General features: G+C 39.9%; 16 protein-coding genes. 8 read left to right on the top strand and 8 right to left on the bottom strand.

Annotated elements, in window-relative coordinates; all coding sequences use genetic code 11:
* The first annotated feature begins 4 nt into the window (after positions 1 to 4).
* Both QI031_RS24275 and QI031_RS24270 read left to right on the top strand, forming a co-directional pair.
* The gene (locus QI031_RS24275) at positions 5 to 241 is read left to right on the top strand and encodes a hypothetical protein (protein WP_281482161.1); all 237 of its coding nucleotides are present in this window, start codon (positions 5 to 7) and stop codon (positions 239 to 241) included.
* A gap of 46 nt (positions 242 to 287) precedes the next feature.
* The gene (locus tag QI031_RS24270) at positions 288 to 842 is read left to right on the top strand and encodes a DUF4126 domain-containing protein (protein ID WP_281482160.1); all 555 of its coding nucleotides are present in this window, start codon (positions 288 to 290) and stop codon (positions 840 to 842) included.
* A 7-nt stretch (positions 843 to 849) separates the two neighbouring features.
* Here the strand turns inward: QI031_RS24270 and hpsP are convergent, their stop codons facing one another.
* The 5 genes from hpsP to QI031_RS24245 form a co-directional block, all read right to left on the bottom strand.
* Positions 850 to 2,028: a hormogonium polysaccharide biosynthesis glycosyltransferase HpsP gene (gene hpsP / locus QI031_RS24265; protein ID WP_281482159.1), complete on the bottom strand. Its 1,179-nt coding sequence runs from the start codon at positions 2,026 to 2,028 to the stop codon at positions 850 to 852.
* A 226-nt stretch (positions 2,029 to 2,254) separates the two neighbouring features.
* Positions 2,255 to 3,436, bottom strand: a complete 1,182-nt coding sequence (gene hpsO, locus QI031_RS24260) for a hormogonium polysaccharide biosynthesis glycosyltransferase HpsO (RefSeq protein WP_281486112.1) — start codon at positions 3,434 to 3,436, stop codon at positions 2,255 to 2,257.
* 71 nt (positions 3,437 to 3,507) lie between these two features.
* Positions 3,508 to 4,497, bottom strand: coding sequence for a hormogonium polysaccharide biosynthesis glycosyltransferase HpsN (gene hpsN / locus QI031_RS24255; protein ID WP_281482158.1), 990 nt, complete (start codon positions 4,495 to 4,497; stop codon positions 3,508 to 3,510).
* A gap of 114 nt (positions 4,498 to 4,611) precedes the next feature.
* Complete coding sequence (gene hpsL, locus QI031_RS24250) at positions 4,612 to 6,270, bottom strand: hormogonium polysaccharide biosynthesis protein HpsL (RefSeq protein ID WP_281482157.1); 1,659 nt, start codon at positions 6,268 to 6,270, stop codon at positions 4,612 to 4,614.
* A gap of 20 nt (positions 6,271 to 6,290) precedes the next feature.
* Positions 6,291 to 7,055 (bottom strand): glycosyltransferase family A protein, encoded by a 765-nt coding sequence (locus tag QI031_RS24245; protein ID WP_281482156.1) that lies wholly within the window; start codon positions 7,053 to 7,055, stop codon positions 6,291 to 6,293.
* A 186-nt stretch (positions 7,056 to 7,241) separates the two neighbouring features.
* Between QI031_RS24245 and QI031_RS24240 the strand changes: the two genes are divergently transcribed.
* From QI031_RS24240 to secA, 6 genes are all read left to right on the top strand, one after another.
* Complete coding sequence (locus QI031_RS24240; protein WP_281482155.1) at positions 7,242 to 7,499, top strand: type II toxin-antitoxin system RelN family antitoxin; 258 nt, start codon at positions 7,242 to 7,244, stop codon at positions 7,497 to 7,499.
* A complete protein-coding gene (locus QI031_RS24235; RefSeq protein ID WP_281482154.1) occupies positions 7,489 to 7,851 on the top strand; it encodes a type II toxin-antitoxin system RelE/ParE family toxin in 363 nt (120 codons plus the stop codon). Before QI031_RS24240 ends, QI031_RS24235 begins: the two co-directional genes overlap by 11 nt.
* Positions 7,852 to 7,933: 82 nt before the next feature.
* Positions 7,934 to 8,191, top strand: coding sequence for a type II toxin-antitoxin system RelN family antitoxin (locus tag QI031_RS24230; protein ID WP_281482153.1), 258 nt, complete (start codon positions 7,934 to 7,936; stop codon positions 8,189 to 8,191).
* The gene (locus tag QI031_RS24225) at positions 8,181 to 8,534 is read left to right on the top strand and encodes a type II toxin-antitoxin system RelE/ParE family toxin (protein WP_281482152.1); all 354 of its coding nucleotides are present in this window, start codon (positions 8,181 to 8,183) and stop codon (positions 8,532 to 8,534) included. The genes QI031_RS24230 and QI031_RS24225 overlap by 11 nt, the downstream gene beginning before the upstream one ends.
* 294 nt (positions 8,535 to 8,828) lie before the next feature.
* A complete protein-coding gene (locus QI031_RS24220) occupies positions 8,829 to 9,365 on the top strand; it encodes a cytochrome C (protein ID WP_281482151.1) in 537 nt (178 codons plus the stop codon).
* A 581-nt stretch (positions 9,366 to 9,946) separates the two neighbouring features.
* Positions 9,947 to 12,739 carry a preprotein translocase subunit SecA gene (secA, locus tag QI031_RS24215; RefSeq protein WP_281482150.1) on the top strand — a complete coding sequence of 931 codons (2,793 nt, stop codon included), beginning with the start codon at positions 9,947 to 9,949 and terminating at the stop codon, positions 12,737 to 12,739.
* Positions 12,740 to 13,458: 719 nt separating this feature from the next.
* Here the strand turns inward: secA and QI031_RS24210 are convergent.
* The 3 genes from QI031_RS24210 to QI031_RS24200 form a co-directional block, all read right to left on the bottom strand.
* Entirely contained in the window at positions 13,459 to 14,136 is a 678-nt protein-coding gene (locus tag QI031_RS24210) for a polysaccharide deacetylase family protein (protein WP_281482149.1), read from the bottom strand.
* A gap of 88 nt (positions 14,137 to 14,224) precedes the next feature.
* Positions 14,225 to 14,566 carry a DUF5615 family PIN-like protein gene (locus tag QI031_RS24205; RefSeq protein WP_281482148.1) on the bottom strand — a complete coding sequence of 114 codons (342 nt, stop codon included), beginning with the start codon at positions 14,564 to 14,566 and terminating at the stop codon, positions 14,225 to 14,227.
* A complete protein-coding gene (locus QI031_RS24200) occupies positions 14,563 to 14,787 on the bottom strand; it encodes a DUF433 domain-containing protein (protein WP_281482147.1) in 225 nt (74 codons plus the stop codon). Before QI031_RS24200 ends, QI031_RS24205 begins: the two co-directional genes overlap by 4 nt.
* Positions 14,788 to 14,823 lie beyond the last annotated feature (36 nt).

Below are 14,823 nucleotides of genomic sequence, written 5' to 3'. Positions count from 1 at the left end.
GGGCATGGAGAAGAGGAATTGGGGCAGAAGAGAAGTGCGGTCTTGGGGAGCCAGTCCGTTGGGCGGGTTTCCCGACTTGAAGGAACTGGCGTGTCTCCCCAAGTGGAGCAACTTCGGGGTGCAGGGTGCAGAGGGGAAAGAAAAAGCAGAGGGGCAAGGCGCAGGGTGCAAGGGGGAAGTTAAGAATTTTATTGCTTCCAAACAATGGTTTAATGCTGCAATTGTCAAAACTCGTGGGTAGTATAAATAACAAATATTGGCTTACTTATTAACCCTTGAGTGCCGTGATGGTTGAAATCTTGGCCATGCTTTCTGCTTCTGCCGCAGCAGGAATGAGAATAGGCATACCTCTATTGATCATTGGACTGTTACAAGGCAGCAGTTTATGGTCACAAGTCCCAATTTTATCTCACATTTCCTCACCACTGTTGTTAGGCTGCCTTACTAGTTGGTCGTTAGTTGAATTATTTGCTTTAAAAAAACTCTGGGGGCAAAGAATACTACAACTAATTGAGTTATCACTGTCTCCCTTAGTAGGAGCAATTATGGGGTTAGCAGTCGCCTCCGCAACAGCAGCACCTAACTGGCTGATTGCCTTAATTGGAGGTTTATTTGCTTTAGTGCTGCAATTAGTTCAAGTTGGCTGGTTCTACCGCTTGCGTGGTTTACCATTGTGGGCAGTTTTTCTTCAAGATACCTTGTGCATTGCCTTGGTGTTTTTTGCCTTCGATGCGCCTAGACAGGGGGGATTAATTGCTTTGATTCTTCTGTTGTTGGCAGTATTGAGTGTAAAGCAGTGGTATGACTGGTATCACCAAGGTAAGAAGTATATAAGTAATTGAACTCGTACTAAGTTGCTAGAATTTGTTGATACGCTTGAATTATTTGCCGAGCGATCGCATCCCAACTAAAATGCTGCAATGCATAGTTTTGGGCATTTAATCCCCGTTGCTGGCGTTCTTGAGGATTTTGCAAAGCTTCTTTGATTAACTTTACAAGTATTTGTATATTTGTTGTACATACCCACCCGGAATTACTATCAATTACTTGCTGATAAATATGCACTTGATCGGAGATGACTACAGGTACTCCTGCTACCATAGCCTCAGCTACAGCAATGCCAAAGTTTTCATAATATGAAGGTAACACAAATAAGTCAGCAGCTTGTAGTAAACTAGCTTTTAAATCACCGCTAACAAAACCAGTAATTGTAGTGTGCGATCGCAGAGGTGAATTTTCAATTTTCAATTTTATCTTTTGTTCGTAATCTGGGTCTTGGGGATTTGTTCCAGCTAAAACAAAATGAAAATTGCAATCAATCGCTATCAGCTTTTCTAAAGCTGGAATCAATAAATCTAAACCCTTTTTCGGGTCAATCCGCGACATAAATAGTATCAAAGGCACATCTTCAGGTATTGCCAACTGACTGCGTACTACACTTACCCTATTATCATTACTCAAGGGGGGAATAACACCCAGAGGAATTATTAAATCTTGCGTCACTACTCCAAATCGTTCTGAAATTTTCGCTTCTTGCTCACTAGTAAAATGAATTGCTGCTGCCCCAACTAAATTGGAACGTTCCAGAAGCGCCACATAAAGTTGTTTTAATTGTTTCTTCTTACGTAAATCAGCCGGATCAAGAGTACCTAAAGGACGCAAAATATAAGGTAAATTTTGTTGACGACACACAGTAGCAGCAGCACTACTGATAGGAGAAAAAAGAGCATGAATATGTGCTAAATCAAATTCATTGGCATGAAGTTTTAGCCATTTTAATAAATCAAGTGAAAATTTGTAGCGACGAAATGGCGCACAACGAAAATAAATTATTTCATAGCCATCTTGTTTAATCGGTCGATTCAAAGGAACATCCAGAGGTTTTTGACCACTATCACCATTACTATCAGTCGTCAAGATTGTCACTTCCACTCCCTGTTTAGCTAGTACGGGAGCAAGTCCTAGTACCATTTGACTAGGACCACCGTAAATGAGAGAAATTGAAGGGACAATTTGTAAAATTTTCATTGTTTTGTTAATTGTCAGTTGTCAGTTGTTATTTGCTACTGACTAATGACCACTTATTAGTCCAGTTTTACAGAAATAACTATGTAGCAATTCTAAATGAGTCGTGAAAATCTCTGATTCCTCTCTCTGCAAACTCTGCGCCTCTGCGGTTAGGTTATTTTACAAATGACTTAGAACTACTTTACCGAGCGCCCTTTGACTTTACTCAGGAACCAGAGCCGAAGTGCTAACTCCTGCCTTCATTCACTAATTCTTGATAAAATTCAAATTGCTGTTTTGCCAAAGCCTTATTTGTATATTTAACCATTGCTTTTTGATAACCCATTTCACCGAGAGATTGGGCAAAATCTGGCTTTTCTATTAACTGCATTAAGCAACTAGCCAATGCCCTGGCATCACCTTCAGGAAAAACTAAACCAGCATCACCAATTACATAAGGAATTTCACCAGAATCGGAACCAATCACAGGTACTTGACAAGCCATTGCTTCAATAATTACATGGCCAAATTGTTCTTTCCAACCAACAGAAGTTAAAGTTTTAAAATTGTAGGTTGTTTCTGAAGGCAGTACCAAAGTACTCATCAGATTTATATAATTCGCAACTTCATTATGTGGAACGCTTTCTACTATTAGCAGTCTTTCTTTAAAATTATTTTCTGTTGCTATTTTAATTAACTCTTCTTGTAGAAGACCACGTCCTAGTAGTAGTAATTTCCACGGGTAATTTTGTAAACTAATTAAAGCTTTTAATAAAGTTAACAAACCTTTTTCTTGTACAAATCTTCCTACAAAACCTACTACAAAATCATTTGAAGCAATACCTAACTTAGTTGCTAGTTCCGGTTGGGTTTTTGGCGTAAATAAACTTTCATCTACACCAAGTTGTGGCATAACTTTAATTAATCCTTTATATCCTCGTTGCCGTAAAACTTCTGCCCCATCTTGATTACCAGAAATGATCCCGTGGCTATGGTTAAGGTTATACTTTTCTAATAAAGCAACTGGTAATTTGAGTTCATAAGGTAGATTCCACCAAGTAAAAAATATATTTTTAGCTTTTAGTCCTAATAGGTGATTTAAAGCAATCATCTGAGTGTATGCCAGACCTCTAGAACCTTGCTCTACCTGGATAATTTGGGGACGAAATTGCCGCAATAAAGAGATTAAATCAGTACCAAAGGTCAGTAGTCCTTGGTGATTTTGACTAAAGTTAGTAACTGGAACTATTCTAAAAGTACCTTCATCTCGATATTGAGTTTCAATAGTAGTGTTTTGTACACCCCCAGGTTTCCAGCTTTTGGGAACTACAACCGTTACTTCAATTCCGGGTTCTAATTGAGATAAGGCGCGTAATTTTTCACAGTTAAGATCTACAATATAAGTATGGCTGGCAACTAAAATTTTCATTGACATTTGGTAACTACTAATATTAAATAGAAAAAGGATAAACATTGTTCATCCTCCTTTAACTTTTTGATTCAAACACTTTTAATTTGTTGATCAAGACGACTATAAATTTGCCCATCATTCCATGATGATTGCATAACTGTACCCAAGGCTTTAAGAAAACCTAACGTGTAGAAAAAAGCGCGAGTCAAAATTTTAATCGGGGAACCGCTTTTATGACATGGGGGTCTTCCGAGGACGTGACAGTCAAATAAACGGGCGTATAATCGTAAAGCCTGGGTAACAGTCAGGTTTTTCAGCCCCAGCAAGAAATGATTGTGGTAGAAGGTGAGTTGATATTTGAGCGATCGCATACTAATATCATGACAACCCCCCGTTTCTTCTCCTAAGTGGATTAAATAAGCCTCTGGGTCGTACCAAATCTTATATCCGGTCTGCCGCAGCCGCAAACAAAAATCTGATTCCTCGCGGACTGCACTACCGCGAAACCTTTCATCAAACTTTAATCCGTGGTTGGTAAAGATTTCACGCCGAAAAGACATATTACAACCCCTTGCTGTCAGAACTTGTTGGGGTTTGATTGTATGTACTAAGTCAATATGATACCAAGCAATTCCTGGGTCCATAGCCTGGGGAGGCAGATATTCAATTTGCAATTCTCCACCAGAATCGCCCAATTTCATTCTGTCAAAAACTCTTCCTGCCACAGCCCCCACTTCGGGATTTTGCTGATAGTTTTTGGCATGGGCTGCAATAAATTCTGGAGTTAATTTAACATCATCATCAATAAATAAAATTATTTCACCATTTGAGCGCCGTACACCATAATTACGCGCCCCTGGCAAACTTGCCCAATCGAGATGAAACCATTTAATTTTACCTAGTGTTGCCATTTCTTCTAGGTAAGCTTGAACTTCTGGCTTATGTTTGGGAGATTGGTCTACTACTAAAACCTCAAAATTCGGATAATCTTGATTAAGAACATCCACAATACTATCTTGTAGCGTTTCCTCTCGCCCATAAGTTGGGATGATTACAGAAATTAAAGGTAAATCAATCATGTGCTTTTATACTCATATAAATTTGCTGTTTTGATGATATAACCGCCTGCCATGATTACCCTTGCTATTTTTCAGTTACCATAAGTCTTGATAACTTTTTACTGGTTTAATCATTTACGCCGTACTACTTAGAGGCTTTTTCTGTGTTCCTTGTTGAGAATTAGTATTTTCCTTCTCTTGTTTATCTAAAACTGGTAATTTAAATAGCACTCCTGCAAAAAACCAATAATAGACAGCTACCGGGTCAACATCTAAAGGGTAGTAGTAGGTGTTGTAACTAATAAACAATATAAACACCCATAAAGCAGCTCCGTAACTGCGGAAATTACGGTTTTTTATAGAACGATATGTCTTAAAGGCAGTGATTGTCAGGGTAGTAACTAAACCGACAAAACCCAGCAATCCCAAAATGCCTATCTCGTATAATACTTTTGGGTAGTAAGTTTCCACAAGTTTTGTTACACCCAATGCACGAGCAGAATTAGTCGCACGACCTAAACCACTTCCTATAGGGCTATCTACACTTTTCCAATTTTCCTCAAATTGCTGGACGATAAATTCTTGGGGCGGTGAAGCTTCCCAACGACTGCTAAAACTATCTAGTCTTTCTTGCACGACGACAGGGTTAGTAATCATAGCAACTCCCAGCACTAAAGCAAGACCCACCCCTATGGGGATAAAGCGTTTAAGGTTCTTAATTTGTCCTGTGAGCAATAGTAAAATTACAAAACAGGTGGGTACTAGACCTAAAGCAATTCTCTGTCCAGAAACTACTGCGTTGACAAAGACCAAGGCTAAAGAACCTAAACCTGTGAGTCGCCAAAATATTGAAGGGTCGGTGAAACCTGTAGCAAAGGCAAAAAAAGTACTAGAAATTAAAAACCATGCCCATTGCCAAGGTGCAACAAAGGTTCCTGGTAAACGAATTACTCCCTGGCTAGGACTATAGACTAGGGAACCACCAAAATAACATCTAGCTTCTAAGGTTGCTTTAAATAAGGCACTACCTTCGGCATCTCTAGTACCTTCACATACCCCAGTTAGTAATAATAGATATTGCAGAAATCCCAGCAAACAACAAATAAGTATTAAAGAAACCTGTAGCCGTGATAAAAATAGAAAATCCCGTTTATTACGGATGAGATAGTAAGCACAACCAATCAGGGGAACATAACCTAAAAATACTTTCAATCCCAAAATACCCATACCTATGGGTATTTCATTTGGTGGTTTTTCTAAGAGTCCTACAGGAGGTGGATTTAGTTGTTGTCCACCATTGATAAATAGCAACGTTAATAAACATAAGCCCAATAGAATAAATAATGGAGTTCTAATCGCTTTGGGAAGAATTAGAGGTAATCCTTGCTTCTTACAACTTTGCCAAATTGCAATCAAAGCTGGAATGTAAAAAGCATCTTTTGTTAATTGCAAAATCGGACTGTTGCCAATGTAATAAGTAATAGTACCTCCAAAAGGTACATAAATCAAAAAGGCAAAAAGAGCTTCACGGGGGTATTTGTAGGAAAGAGACAAGACAAATATTGATAAAACGGCTGGAACTGCTGCCTTAATTCCACCAACTAAAGCAATTAAAATACCAAAGAAAACACCGCCAAAGGCGGCGGTAGTAAGCAAACTCGTGAGTTCTTTGCGTGCTTGGGTTGCTTTGCGTTTCTGGGCTAACCTTTCTTTAAGACTAAGGGTAGGAACTTCTTTTTTAGTCTGCTTTTTTGATTTTTTAGATTTTTGGGATTTTGATTTGAATTTCTGCATAGCAGTGTCTTTAATAATGTTTAAAAAGTCGTTAATACAGAACTGGATAAGTTATACAATCCAAATTCATTTATAATTGATTTTCTTAATAATCTCCGGTTAAAAATATTGAATTTTAACCGTTTTGAATCATAAAATAAGTGTTCTCCTGTTTCTAAGACATAAACTGCACCTGCAAATGGTAAAGGCTTAATCGCATTGAAATTGCTCTTTAAAATATTTCTAACTTGCTCATGATCTATATAATATTTATAGTACCCATAACCACGGTTATATTCTGCTTGTTCGGGAATATTATTCAAATCATAGCGAAGAATATTAGAAGTACCACACATCTTATAAAAGTTGCTTCTTTTTAGATAAATATATTGACTGCCTTCTTGATATTTATAACCTCTATTAATAAACCATCCATTACTGTTAGAATTTCGATTCACAAACTCGGCTAATTTTTTACTAACACAATCATCGGCATCAACTGCCATCGTGTGCGTAGGATAAAATCGCTCGGCATAGATTAATCCTTTCAATATTTTCCGTCCTTTATCTGTATTACCTTGAGCTACAGGGTTTGTTTCGTTTGCAGGTGGAAAATTAACTTTCAAGTATGTGATGTGGGGATGAGTGAAAGCTATTTTTGGCTTTTCATGACAAACAACAACAACGCGAAAATTAGGTGAAGTTTGATTGCAAACTGATTTGATGCATCTTTCAAATAATTTTGTCACGCGTTCCCAAGATCTAGAGACTTGCGGGCTTTTAAGTGGGATAACAAAAACAAGCATCCTAAATTAGTTTATCTAAACTAGCTAAAAAATCTCAAACTAAATGATACCTTATATCTAGCTTAAATGCTAGAACTATTAGTAGTTTTAGCTTCTAAAAATACAGTCATACCAATTCGGAATTTATAAGAAAGTCATAATCATTTCACCATGTTAAAATCTCTTATAAAACGAGGTGGATAACAAATGAAAGCGATTGAAGTTACTGGTAAAATTGATGCTCAAGGAAATTTAGTTTTGGATGAGCCAATTCTGGGAACGCCTTACCCTCATCAGGTGCGAGTAATTGTCTTAGTCCCAGAACAGGTAGAAGTAAAAGAGGTTGACCCTGATGATACACCTCTTGAAGAGATTAAAGCCAGCTTAAGGAGAGCTTTGCAACAGGCAAAAGCCGGGCAAACTAGACCGATTAGTGAGCTATGGGACAGAATTGATGCAGAGTGATGAGGCGGTTATAATTCGGTTCTCTGATGAATTTGAGGAGGAACTTTACAGACTTTCCAAAAGATTTCGCAATATTCGCTCTGATGTGCAGCCGATTATTGAACAATTACAACAAGGAAATATTATTGGAGATAGAATTGCAGGAATAGGCGAGGAGTATATTGTTTATAAGGTGAGAGTTCGCAACAGTAATATTCAAAAAGGTAAAAGTGCTGGATATTGTTTAATTTATCAAGTTGAGTCACCTACAACTATTTTGCTATTAACAATTTATTCTAAATCGGATCGAGAAGATATTGGTACAAATGAAATTCGAGATATTGTAGCTGATTTTTATCATAAACAAGATTAAACCCATAATCTTAATTGTGTTTTCCTTACACCGCTTAAATTGCACCATGTTAAAATCTCTTATAAAACGAGGTGGATAACAAATGAAAGCGATTGAAGTTACTGGTAAAATTGATGCTCAAGGAAATTTAGTTTTGGATGAGCCAATTCTGGGAACGACTTACCCTCATCAGGTGCGGGTAATTGTCTTAGTCCCAGAACAGACAGAAGCAGAAGAGGTTGACCCTGATGATACACCTCTTGAAGAGATTAAAGCCAGCTTAAGGAGAGCTTTGCAGCAAGCAAAAGCAGGACAGCGTTTACCACTATCCCAAATGTGGGAGGGAATTGATGCCGAATGAACAACCATCGGTATTGATTGATTTAACTCCTGAATATAAACAAAATTTGCGCGACCTTTCCAAAAGATTTCGCAATATTCGCTCTGATGTGCAGCCGATTATCGAACGATTACAACAAGGAAATATTATTGGAGATAGAATCGCAGGAATAGGCGAGGAGTATATTGTTTACAAGGTGAGAGTTCGCAACAGTAATATCCAAAAAGGTAAAAGTGCTGGATATCGTTTAATTTATCAAGTTGAGTCACCTACAACTATTTTGCTACTAACGATTTATTCTAAGTCTGATCGAGAAGATATTGGTACAAATGAAATTCGAGATATTGTGATTGATTTTTATTAGGACTTACGCAACGCCGATACTGTCATTGCGACCGGAACGGAGTGTAGGGAAGCAATCCCAGCGTTAGGGTAGATTACTTCGCTATCGCTCGTAATGACGGATTTACATTATTTTTGCGTAAGTCCTGATTTGTAATCAAGAAGATTAAAATAACTTTTGAAATCTTGACATTTTTTTGTATTTTCTTGAAAAAGCGATCGCACACCAATAAAATCTTAAATCTGAAACACCTCCAACCCCAAGAAAGTCATATTATTAGCTACAGACTCCACTAAGTATCTGGGAATGTGAGGAATGTCAAATCTTGTTAAGCGTAAATCACGCCAACTCAAACGCCGTCCCTTAGGCTTATTTTTAGTCATTTTAGCTTGGAGTTTAACTATGGGTTGGCTTCTGGCATCGACAACTAGCGCTTACAGTGCTACTCCCGCTTCAGAAATTAGCACAGTTGATGTAGTACCTGCACAGTACCAACTAGGACAAGAACTATACTTAGACAACTGTTCCACTTGTCACATCGCTCTACCACCAGCTGTGTTACCTACTCAAACCTGGAAAAATCTTTTAGAAGACTCACAGCATTATGGCGCACAACTCAAGACTTTAGTTGATCCGCCTCGCATTCTCGTATGGAGATATCTATCTACTTTTTCTCGTACAAAACTAAAAGACGAAGCAACACCCTATCGCGTTAATAATTCACGTTATTTTAAGGCTTTGCATCCACAAGTCGATTTGCCGCGCCCTGTGCAAATCGGTAGTTGTGTCAGTTGTCATCCTAGCGCTAGTGACTATAACTTCCGCCAACTCAGCCAAGAGTGGGAGAAGTAAAGAGATTAGACAATGAAAAAGACTTAGGGACTTCCAACTAAAAAAATATCCCTTCGCTGTGTAGCCAGGGGGCAGGGCGCAGCACTTCGGCTTAATTTCGACTATGGTTCTTGAGCGACTTGCCTTGAGTTTATCCTGAGCGTAGCCGTTGGCGCAGCCTCTCGTAGAGAAGGGCGCAGTCGAAAGGAGTAGAAGGACGCTCAGTAACCAAGCATAGGGGAGAAAGAAAAATCTTATCTGAGAAAATAGGATAATTTATTTTTTGGAAGTCCCTTACTGAAAACTTCTACTGCTTTTTTATTTCTCTTGCTCTCCAACATGGCGGGCAATTGCTACCTAGCAAGGTCGGCGTTCTCTGCCTCAGTTGGAGGTGAAATGATACTATTAAAAGAGTTTCAAATTTAAACTATAAAATAAAACCAATCAGTTGATTAAATGATTGGATCTACTTTTTGGTGTTTTTGAGTTACATTCTCCTTTGATACCCATCCACAACCAAGACGGCTGGGTTGGGTGAAATTCCTATAATCAATGCCAAACCTTTAATTCCCATCACCCTTGATTGAGTTCCATAAACTGCCATGCTAAAACTCTTGTTGGGCGATCCCAACGCTCGTAAACTTAAAAAATACCAACCTTATATCAGTGAAATTAATCTCTTAGAAGAAGATGTTAAAACCCTCTCCGATGACGAGTTAAAAGGCAAAACAGCAGAGTTTAGACAGCGAATCGCCAAAGGCGAAACCCTGGATGATATCTTGCCTGAAGCTTTCGCCGTGGTCAGGGAAGCTGGTAGGAGAGTCTTAGGATTACGGCATTTTGATGTTCAGCTGTTGGGTGGTGTGATTCTCCACTCTGGGCAAATTGCGGAAATGAAAACTGGGGAGGGCAAAACCCTGGTTGCTACTTTACCGAGTTATTTAAATGGCCTGACTGGCAAAGGTGTACACGTTGTTACAGTTAACGATTATCTAGCCCGTCGTGACGCAGAATGGATGGGGCAGGTACATCGTTTTCTGGGCTTGAGTGTAGGGCTAATTCAAGCGAGTATGACTCCCTCAGAACGCCAGAAAAACTATGAATGTGATATTACATACGTTACTAACAGTGAGGTAGGTTTTGACTACCTACGGGATAATATGTCTACATCAATGGCTGATGTGGTACAACGCCCGTTTAACTATTGTGTAATTGACGAGGTAGACTCGATTTTAATTGATGAGGCACGGACACCGCTGATTATTTCTGGGCAAGTAGAAAGACCCACAGAAAAATATTTAAAAGCAGCCGAAATCGCATTTACTCTCAAAAAAGATGAGCATTACGAAGTTGACGAAAAAGCTCGTAACGTGCTGTTAACTGATGAAGGTTTTGCAGAATCAGAAAATCTTTTGGGAGTTACGGATTTATTTGACCCAGAAGATCCGTGGGCGCACTTCATGTTCAATGCTATTAAAGCTAAAGAACTGTTCCTTAAGGACGTTAACTATATCGTTCGCAATGGAGAAGTAGTAATTGTCGATGAATTTACCGGACGGGTGCTACCTGGACGGCGTTGGAGTGATGGTCTGCATCAGGCAATTGAAGCTAAAGAGCATGTAGAAATTCAGCCAGAGACTCAAACTCTAGCAACAATTACCTATCAAAACCTATTTTTGCTTTATCCCAAACTCGGTGGAATGACGGGAACCGCCAAAACAGAAGAGCCAGAGTTTGAAAAAATTTATAAATTAGAAGTAGCGGTAATTCCTACCAATCGCGATCGCAGACGGCAAGATTTGTCTGATATGGTATTTAAAACCGAAATGGGCAAGTGGGGAGCGATCGCCAAAGAATGTGCCGAAATGCACCAACTCGGTAGACCAGTTTTAGTAGGAACCACTAGCGTTGAAAAATCTGAACTACTCAGCCGTCTCCTCAAACAGATGGAGATTCCCCACGAACTACTCAACGCCAGACCAGAAAATGTAGAACGAGAAGCAGAGATTGTTGCCCAAGCAGGACGCAGTGGTGCTGTAACGATTGCGACTAATATGGCGGGGCGAGGTACAGATATCATCCTTGGTGGTAACTCCGAATACATGGCGCGTTTAAAACTGCGGGAATATTTATTGCCTCGGATTGTCATGCCAGAAGATGAAGATGTCTTTGGTGTGCAAAAAGCCGCCGGATTGCCTACAGGACATGGTGGGGGTCAAGGCTTTGTTCCTGGTAAAAAAATCAAAACCTGGAAAGCTTCCCCCGAAATTTTCCCCACTCAACTTTCTAAACAAGCAGAACAGCTATTAAAAGAAGCTGTGGAATCTGCGGTACGGGAATATGGCGATCGCAGTTTACCAGAACTAGAAGCAGAAGACAAAGTAGCTGTAGCAGCAGAAAAAGCTCCCACCGATGACCTAGTGATTCAAAAATTACGCGCAGCTTACAACTGTGTGAAGCAGGAGTATGAACAATTCACCGAACGAGAGCATAATCAAGTAATAGAACTGGGCGGTTTGCATGTAATTGGTACAGAACGCCACGAATCCCGGCGGATTGATAACCAATTACGCGGCCGGGCTGGACGACAAGGCGACCCTGGTTCGACACGATTTTTCTTAAGTTTAGAAGATAACCTGCTACGGATCTTTGGTGGCGATCGCGTGGCTGGATTAATGAACGCCTTCCAAGTCGAAGAAGATATGCCCATCGAATCTGGAATGTTAACTCGTAGTTTAGAAGGCGCACAGAAAAAAGTCGAAACTTATTACTACGATATCCGCAAACAGGTATTTGAGTACGATGAAGTGATGAACAATCAACGTCGTGCCATCTACGCCGAACGTCGTCGCGTATTAGAAGGTCAAGATTTAAAAGAACAGGTAATCAAGTACGCCGAAAAAACGATGGATGACATCGTAGATTTCTACATCAACCCAGATTTACCTTCAGAAGAATGGGAATTAGAAAAGTTGGTGGAAAAAGTCAAAGAATTTGTTTACCTGCTTGCCGACATGCAGCCCAATCAATTAGAGGATATGTCTGTCGGCGAAATCAAAGCTTTCCTTCACGAACAAGTGCGAATTGCCTACGACCTCAAAGAAGCACAAATTGATCAAATTCAACCCGGACTGATGCGACAAGCCGAACGTTTCTTTATTTTGCAACGTATTGATACCTTGTGGCGGGAACACCTGCAACAAATGGATGCCTTGCGTGAATCAGTAGGATTACGTGGATACGGTCAAAAAGATCCGCTGATTGAATACAAGAGCGAGGGTTATGAACTATTCTTAGATATGATGGTCAATATCCGCCGAGATGTAGTTTACTCGCTGTTTATGTTCCAGCCCCAGCCCCAGCCAGTAGTGCAAACATCATCTGAGATGGTGTAAAGTTAAGCTCCACAAATAAATAACAAATCTCACGCAAAGACTCAAAGGAGACTTTGCGTTTTTGTGTATTGATTATTTACTGATGTACGGCATATATAGCGTTTTTCTAGTGTTGCATGATTGCGGAATGTGGGATTTAATACCATTTCACTTTAAAGTTGATACATTTGGGCAAGCAGGGGAAGCAGCACTTCGGCTACGCGGCAGTTGAGTTTCGACTACGCTCAACTACCGCGTAGTCGAAACTCAGTGACCGGAGGCAGGGGGAGTAAGAAAAGTAATTTGTATCAATAATTTCGTGAAATGGTATAAGGGCTACGCCCCGCATTAAGCGAAGCTATGACGTAGGCTTTACGTTACAGATGATTCAGCAACGTCCGTTTTTCTTATGGATGAAGTAGACTATTCTAGTCTTTAGCCCCTAGTACTCTGGCAAGTCAACTTTGCTGGGTTAATGGGAAAAAGTCCAGTTCTTTTCTCCCCCTGCTTCACGGCAGTTGCTCCTGGGGGGAACCCCCAAGACCGCACTGCCTCCCCTGCTTGCCTCCACCCGTCATTTTTGGGTTGACAAACCACTAGTGGTCTGTCGCAAAAGTTTTGATAGGTTAATCAACTTTTCAATTTATCTTGTTTCTCTCTTCCTTTGTGTACTTTGCGTCCTTGGTGGTTCGTTATTTTACCCCGCAAAATTAATGGGACAGAGTACTAATTACTTTTACTTAGTTAATTTTGCTGTGTTGCCATAGAGTATCGACGGTCACAAATTGATAGCCTTGTTGTAGTAGCTGAGGAATCAAAATATTGATTGTTGCAGCCACGTCTTGTCCACCGCAAGCACCATCATGTAAAACAATTAATGAGCCATTTTGTACTTGGTTAAGAACACGTTGGACTACGGTAGCAACTCCCGGCAATACCCAGTCTTCAGGTACAACACTCCACATCACTGGACGATAATTCCACTGTGAGAATAACTCTAAAGTTTTGGGTGTAAATAAACCATTGGGCGGCCGAACATCACGTACTTGTTCGGGTAGCAACTGACAGGCATTGTAGATTGCTGTTTGGGTTTCTCCTAAACTCTCCTTAAGCTCACTGGGAGAAAGTACCGGAAAAGAACGATGATCATAGCCATGCAATCCTATCCAGTGTCCGCGATCGCTGACTGCTTTAGCAATCGCTGGCGAACGATTAACACAAGCACCCAACCAAAAAAAACTAGCTTTAATGTTGTAATTGTCTAATACTTGCAACACTTGAGGCGTGTATTGAGGATGGGGGCCATCATCAAATGTCAGGGCGATCGCTTTAAAATTGCGATCGCCATTCCAAAGACAATTAGGAAAATTTGGTTGCAGAATGCGGTAGACAATTGGTAACAAAGGAGAAAGTTGCATTTTGATACTGTTTCTTAAGAAAAATTTATATGACTAGACATCTAAGGTAACAACTTTAGGACTTACGCAAAGATAAAGCCTCGCAAAGCTAATCGCCGCTAATTTCTACCAATTGTTCCCCAGTACTTAATAGCGCTAATGCTTCTAATAATGTTGAAGCTAAAATTTCTTGCAACCGAGCATTCGAGGTGTTGCCGCAAGTTAACCAAATGATTTGTGGTGGTACTCCAAGTCGATCAACCAAATCCACAAAATCACTGTCTTTGGTCATAAATATAGCTCTTTCAGCTTTGGCAGCCTCAAAGATTTTAGGATCTTCGGCATCTCGCAGTCCAAGATCGCGTAGAGCTATTGCTGTTACCCCAAAGGTATTTGTAATCCAAGATGCGATCGCAGGTGACAAATGTACATCAATCCAAATGGTTGTCATGCAACCAACACAGGATGGTTTAGTTTACGTGCTGCGTACACTAGTGATGCTCTTATGTCATCCATTTCCAAATCTGGTAGGTCTTCTAAAATTTCCTCAGCACTCAATCCTGCTGCAAACAGATCTAGAACATCAGAAACTCGAATCCTCATACCACGAATACAAGGACGACCCCCACACTGTTTAGGATTTACTGTAATTCGTTCAAGTAGGTTTGACATTTTTATTATTTTCATTGGCAATATGCTTACAATTCC

The sequence above is a fragment of the Halotia branconii CENA392 genome (assembly GCF_029953635.1).
In the GTDB taxonomy this organism is placed as follows: Bacteria; Cyanobacteriota; Cyanobacteriia; order Cyanobacteriales; family Nostocaceae; genus Halotia; species Halotia branconii.
Note: the sequence above shows the minus strand (reverse complement) of the source record. Positions and strands in the feature narration are given on the sequence as shown.

Bases quoted from the DNA above. Each gene is read 5' to 3' on its own strand.
- hpsL (WP_281482157.1), bottom strand. From the start codon at position 6,270: ATGCAGAAATTCAAATCAAAATCCCAAAAATCTAAAAAATCAAAAAAG.
- QI031_RS24230 (WP_281482153.1), top strand. From the start codon at position 7,934: ATGAAAGCGATTGAAGTTACTGGTAAAATTGATGCTCAAGGAAATTTA.
- QI031_RS24245 (WP_281482156.1), bottom strand. From the start codon at position 7,055: ATGCTTGTTTTTGTTATCCCACTTAAAAGCCCGCAAGTCTCTAGATCT.
- hpsO (WP_281486112.1), bottom strand. From the start codon at position 3,436: ATGAAAATTTTAGTTGCCAGCCATACTTATATTGTAGATCTTAACTGT.
- QI031_RS24205 (WP_281482148.1), bottom strand. From the start codon at position 14,566: ATGACAACCATTTGGATTGATGTACATTTGTCACCTGCGATCGCATCT.
- QI031_RS24235 (WP_281482154.1), top strand. From the start codon at position 7,489: ATGCAGAGTGATGAGGCGGTTATAATTCGGTTCTCTGATGAATTTGAG.
- QI031_RS24220 (WP_281482151.1), top strand. From the start codon at position 8,829: ATGTCAAATCTTGTTAAGCGTAAATCACGCCAACTCAAACGCCGTCCC.
- QI031_RS24225 (WP_281482152.1), top strand. From the start codon at position 8,181: ATGCCGAATGAACAACCATCGGTATTGATTGATTTAACTCCTGAATAT.
- QI031_RS24275 (WP_281482161.1), top strand. From the start codon at position 5: ATGGAGAAGAGGAATTGGGGCAGAAGAGAAGTGCGGTCTTGGGGAGCC.
- QI031_RS24240 (WP_281482155.1), top strand. From the start codon at position 7,242: ATGAAAGCGATTGAAGTTACTGGTAAAATTGATGCTCAAGGAAATTTA.
- QI031_RS24200 (WP_281482147.1), bottom strand. From the start codon at position 14,787: ATGTCAAACCTACTTGAACGAATTACAGTAAATCCTAAACAGTGTGGG.
- hpsN (WP_281482158.1), bottom strand. From the start codon at position 4,497: ATGATTGATTTACCTTTAATTTCTGTAATCATCCCAACTTATGGGCGA.
- hpsP (WP_281482159.1), bottom strand. From the start codon at position 2,028: ATGAAAATTTTACAAATTGTCCCTTCAATTTCTCTCATTTACGGTGGT.
- secA (WP_281482150.1), top strand. From the start codon at position 9,947: ATGCTAAAACTCTTGTTGGGCGATCCCAACGCTCGTAAACTTAAAAAA.
- QI031_RS24210 (WP_281482149.1), bottom strand. From the start codon at position 14,136: ATGCAACTTTCTCCTTTGTTACCAATTGTCTACCGCATTCTGCAACCA.
- QI031_RS24270 (WP_281482160.1), top strand. From the start codon at position 288: ATGGTTGAAATCTTGGCCATGCTTTCTGCTTCTGCCGCAGCAGGAATG.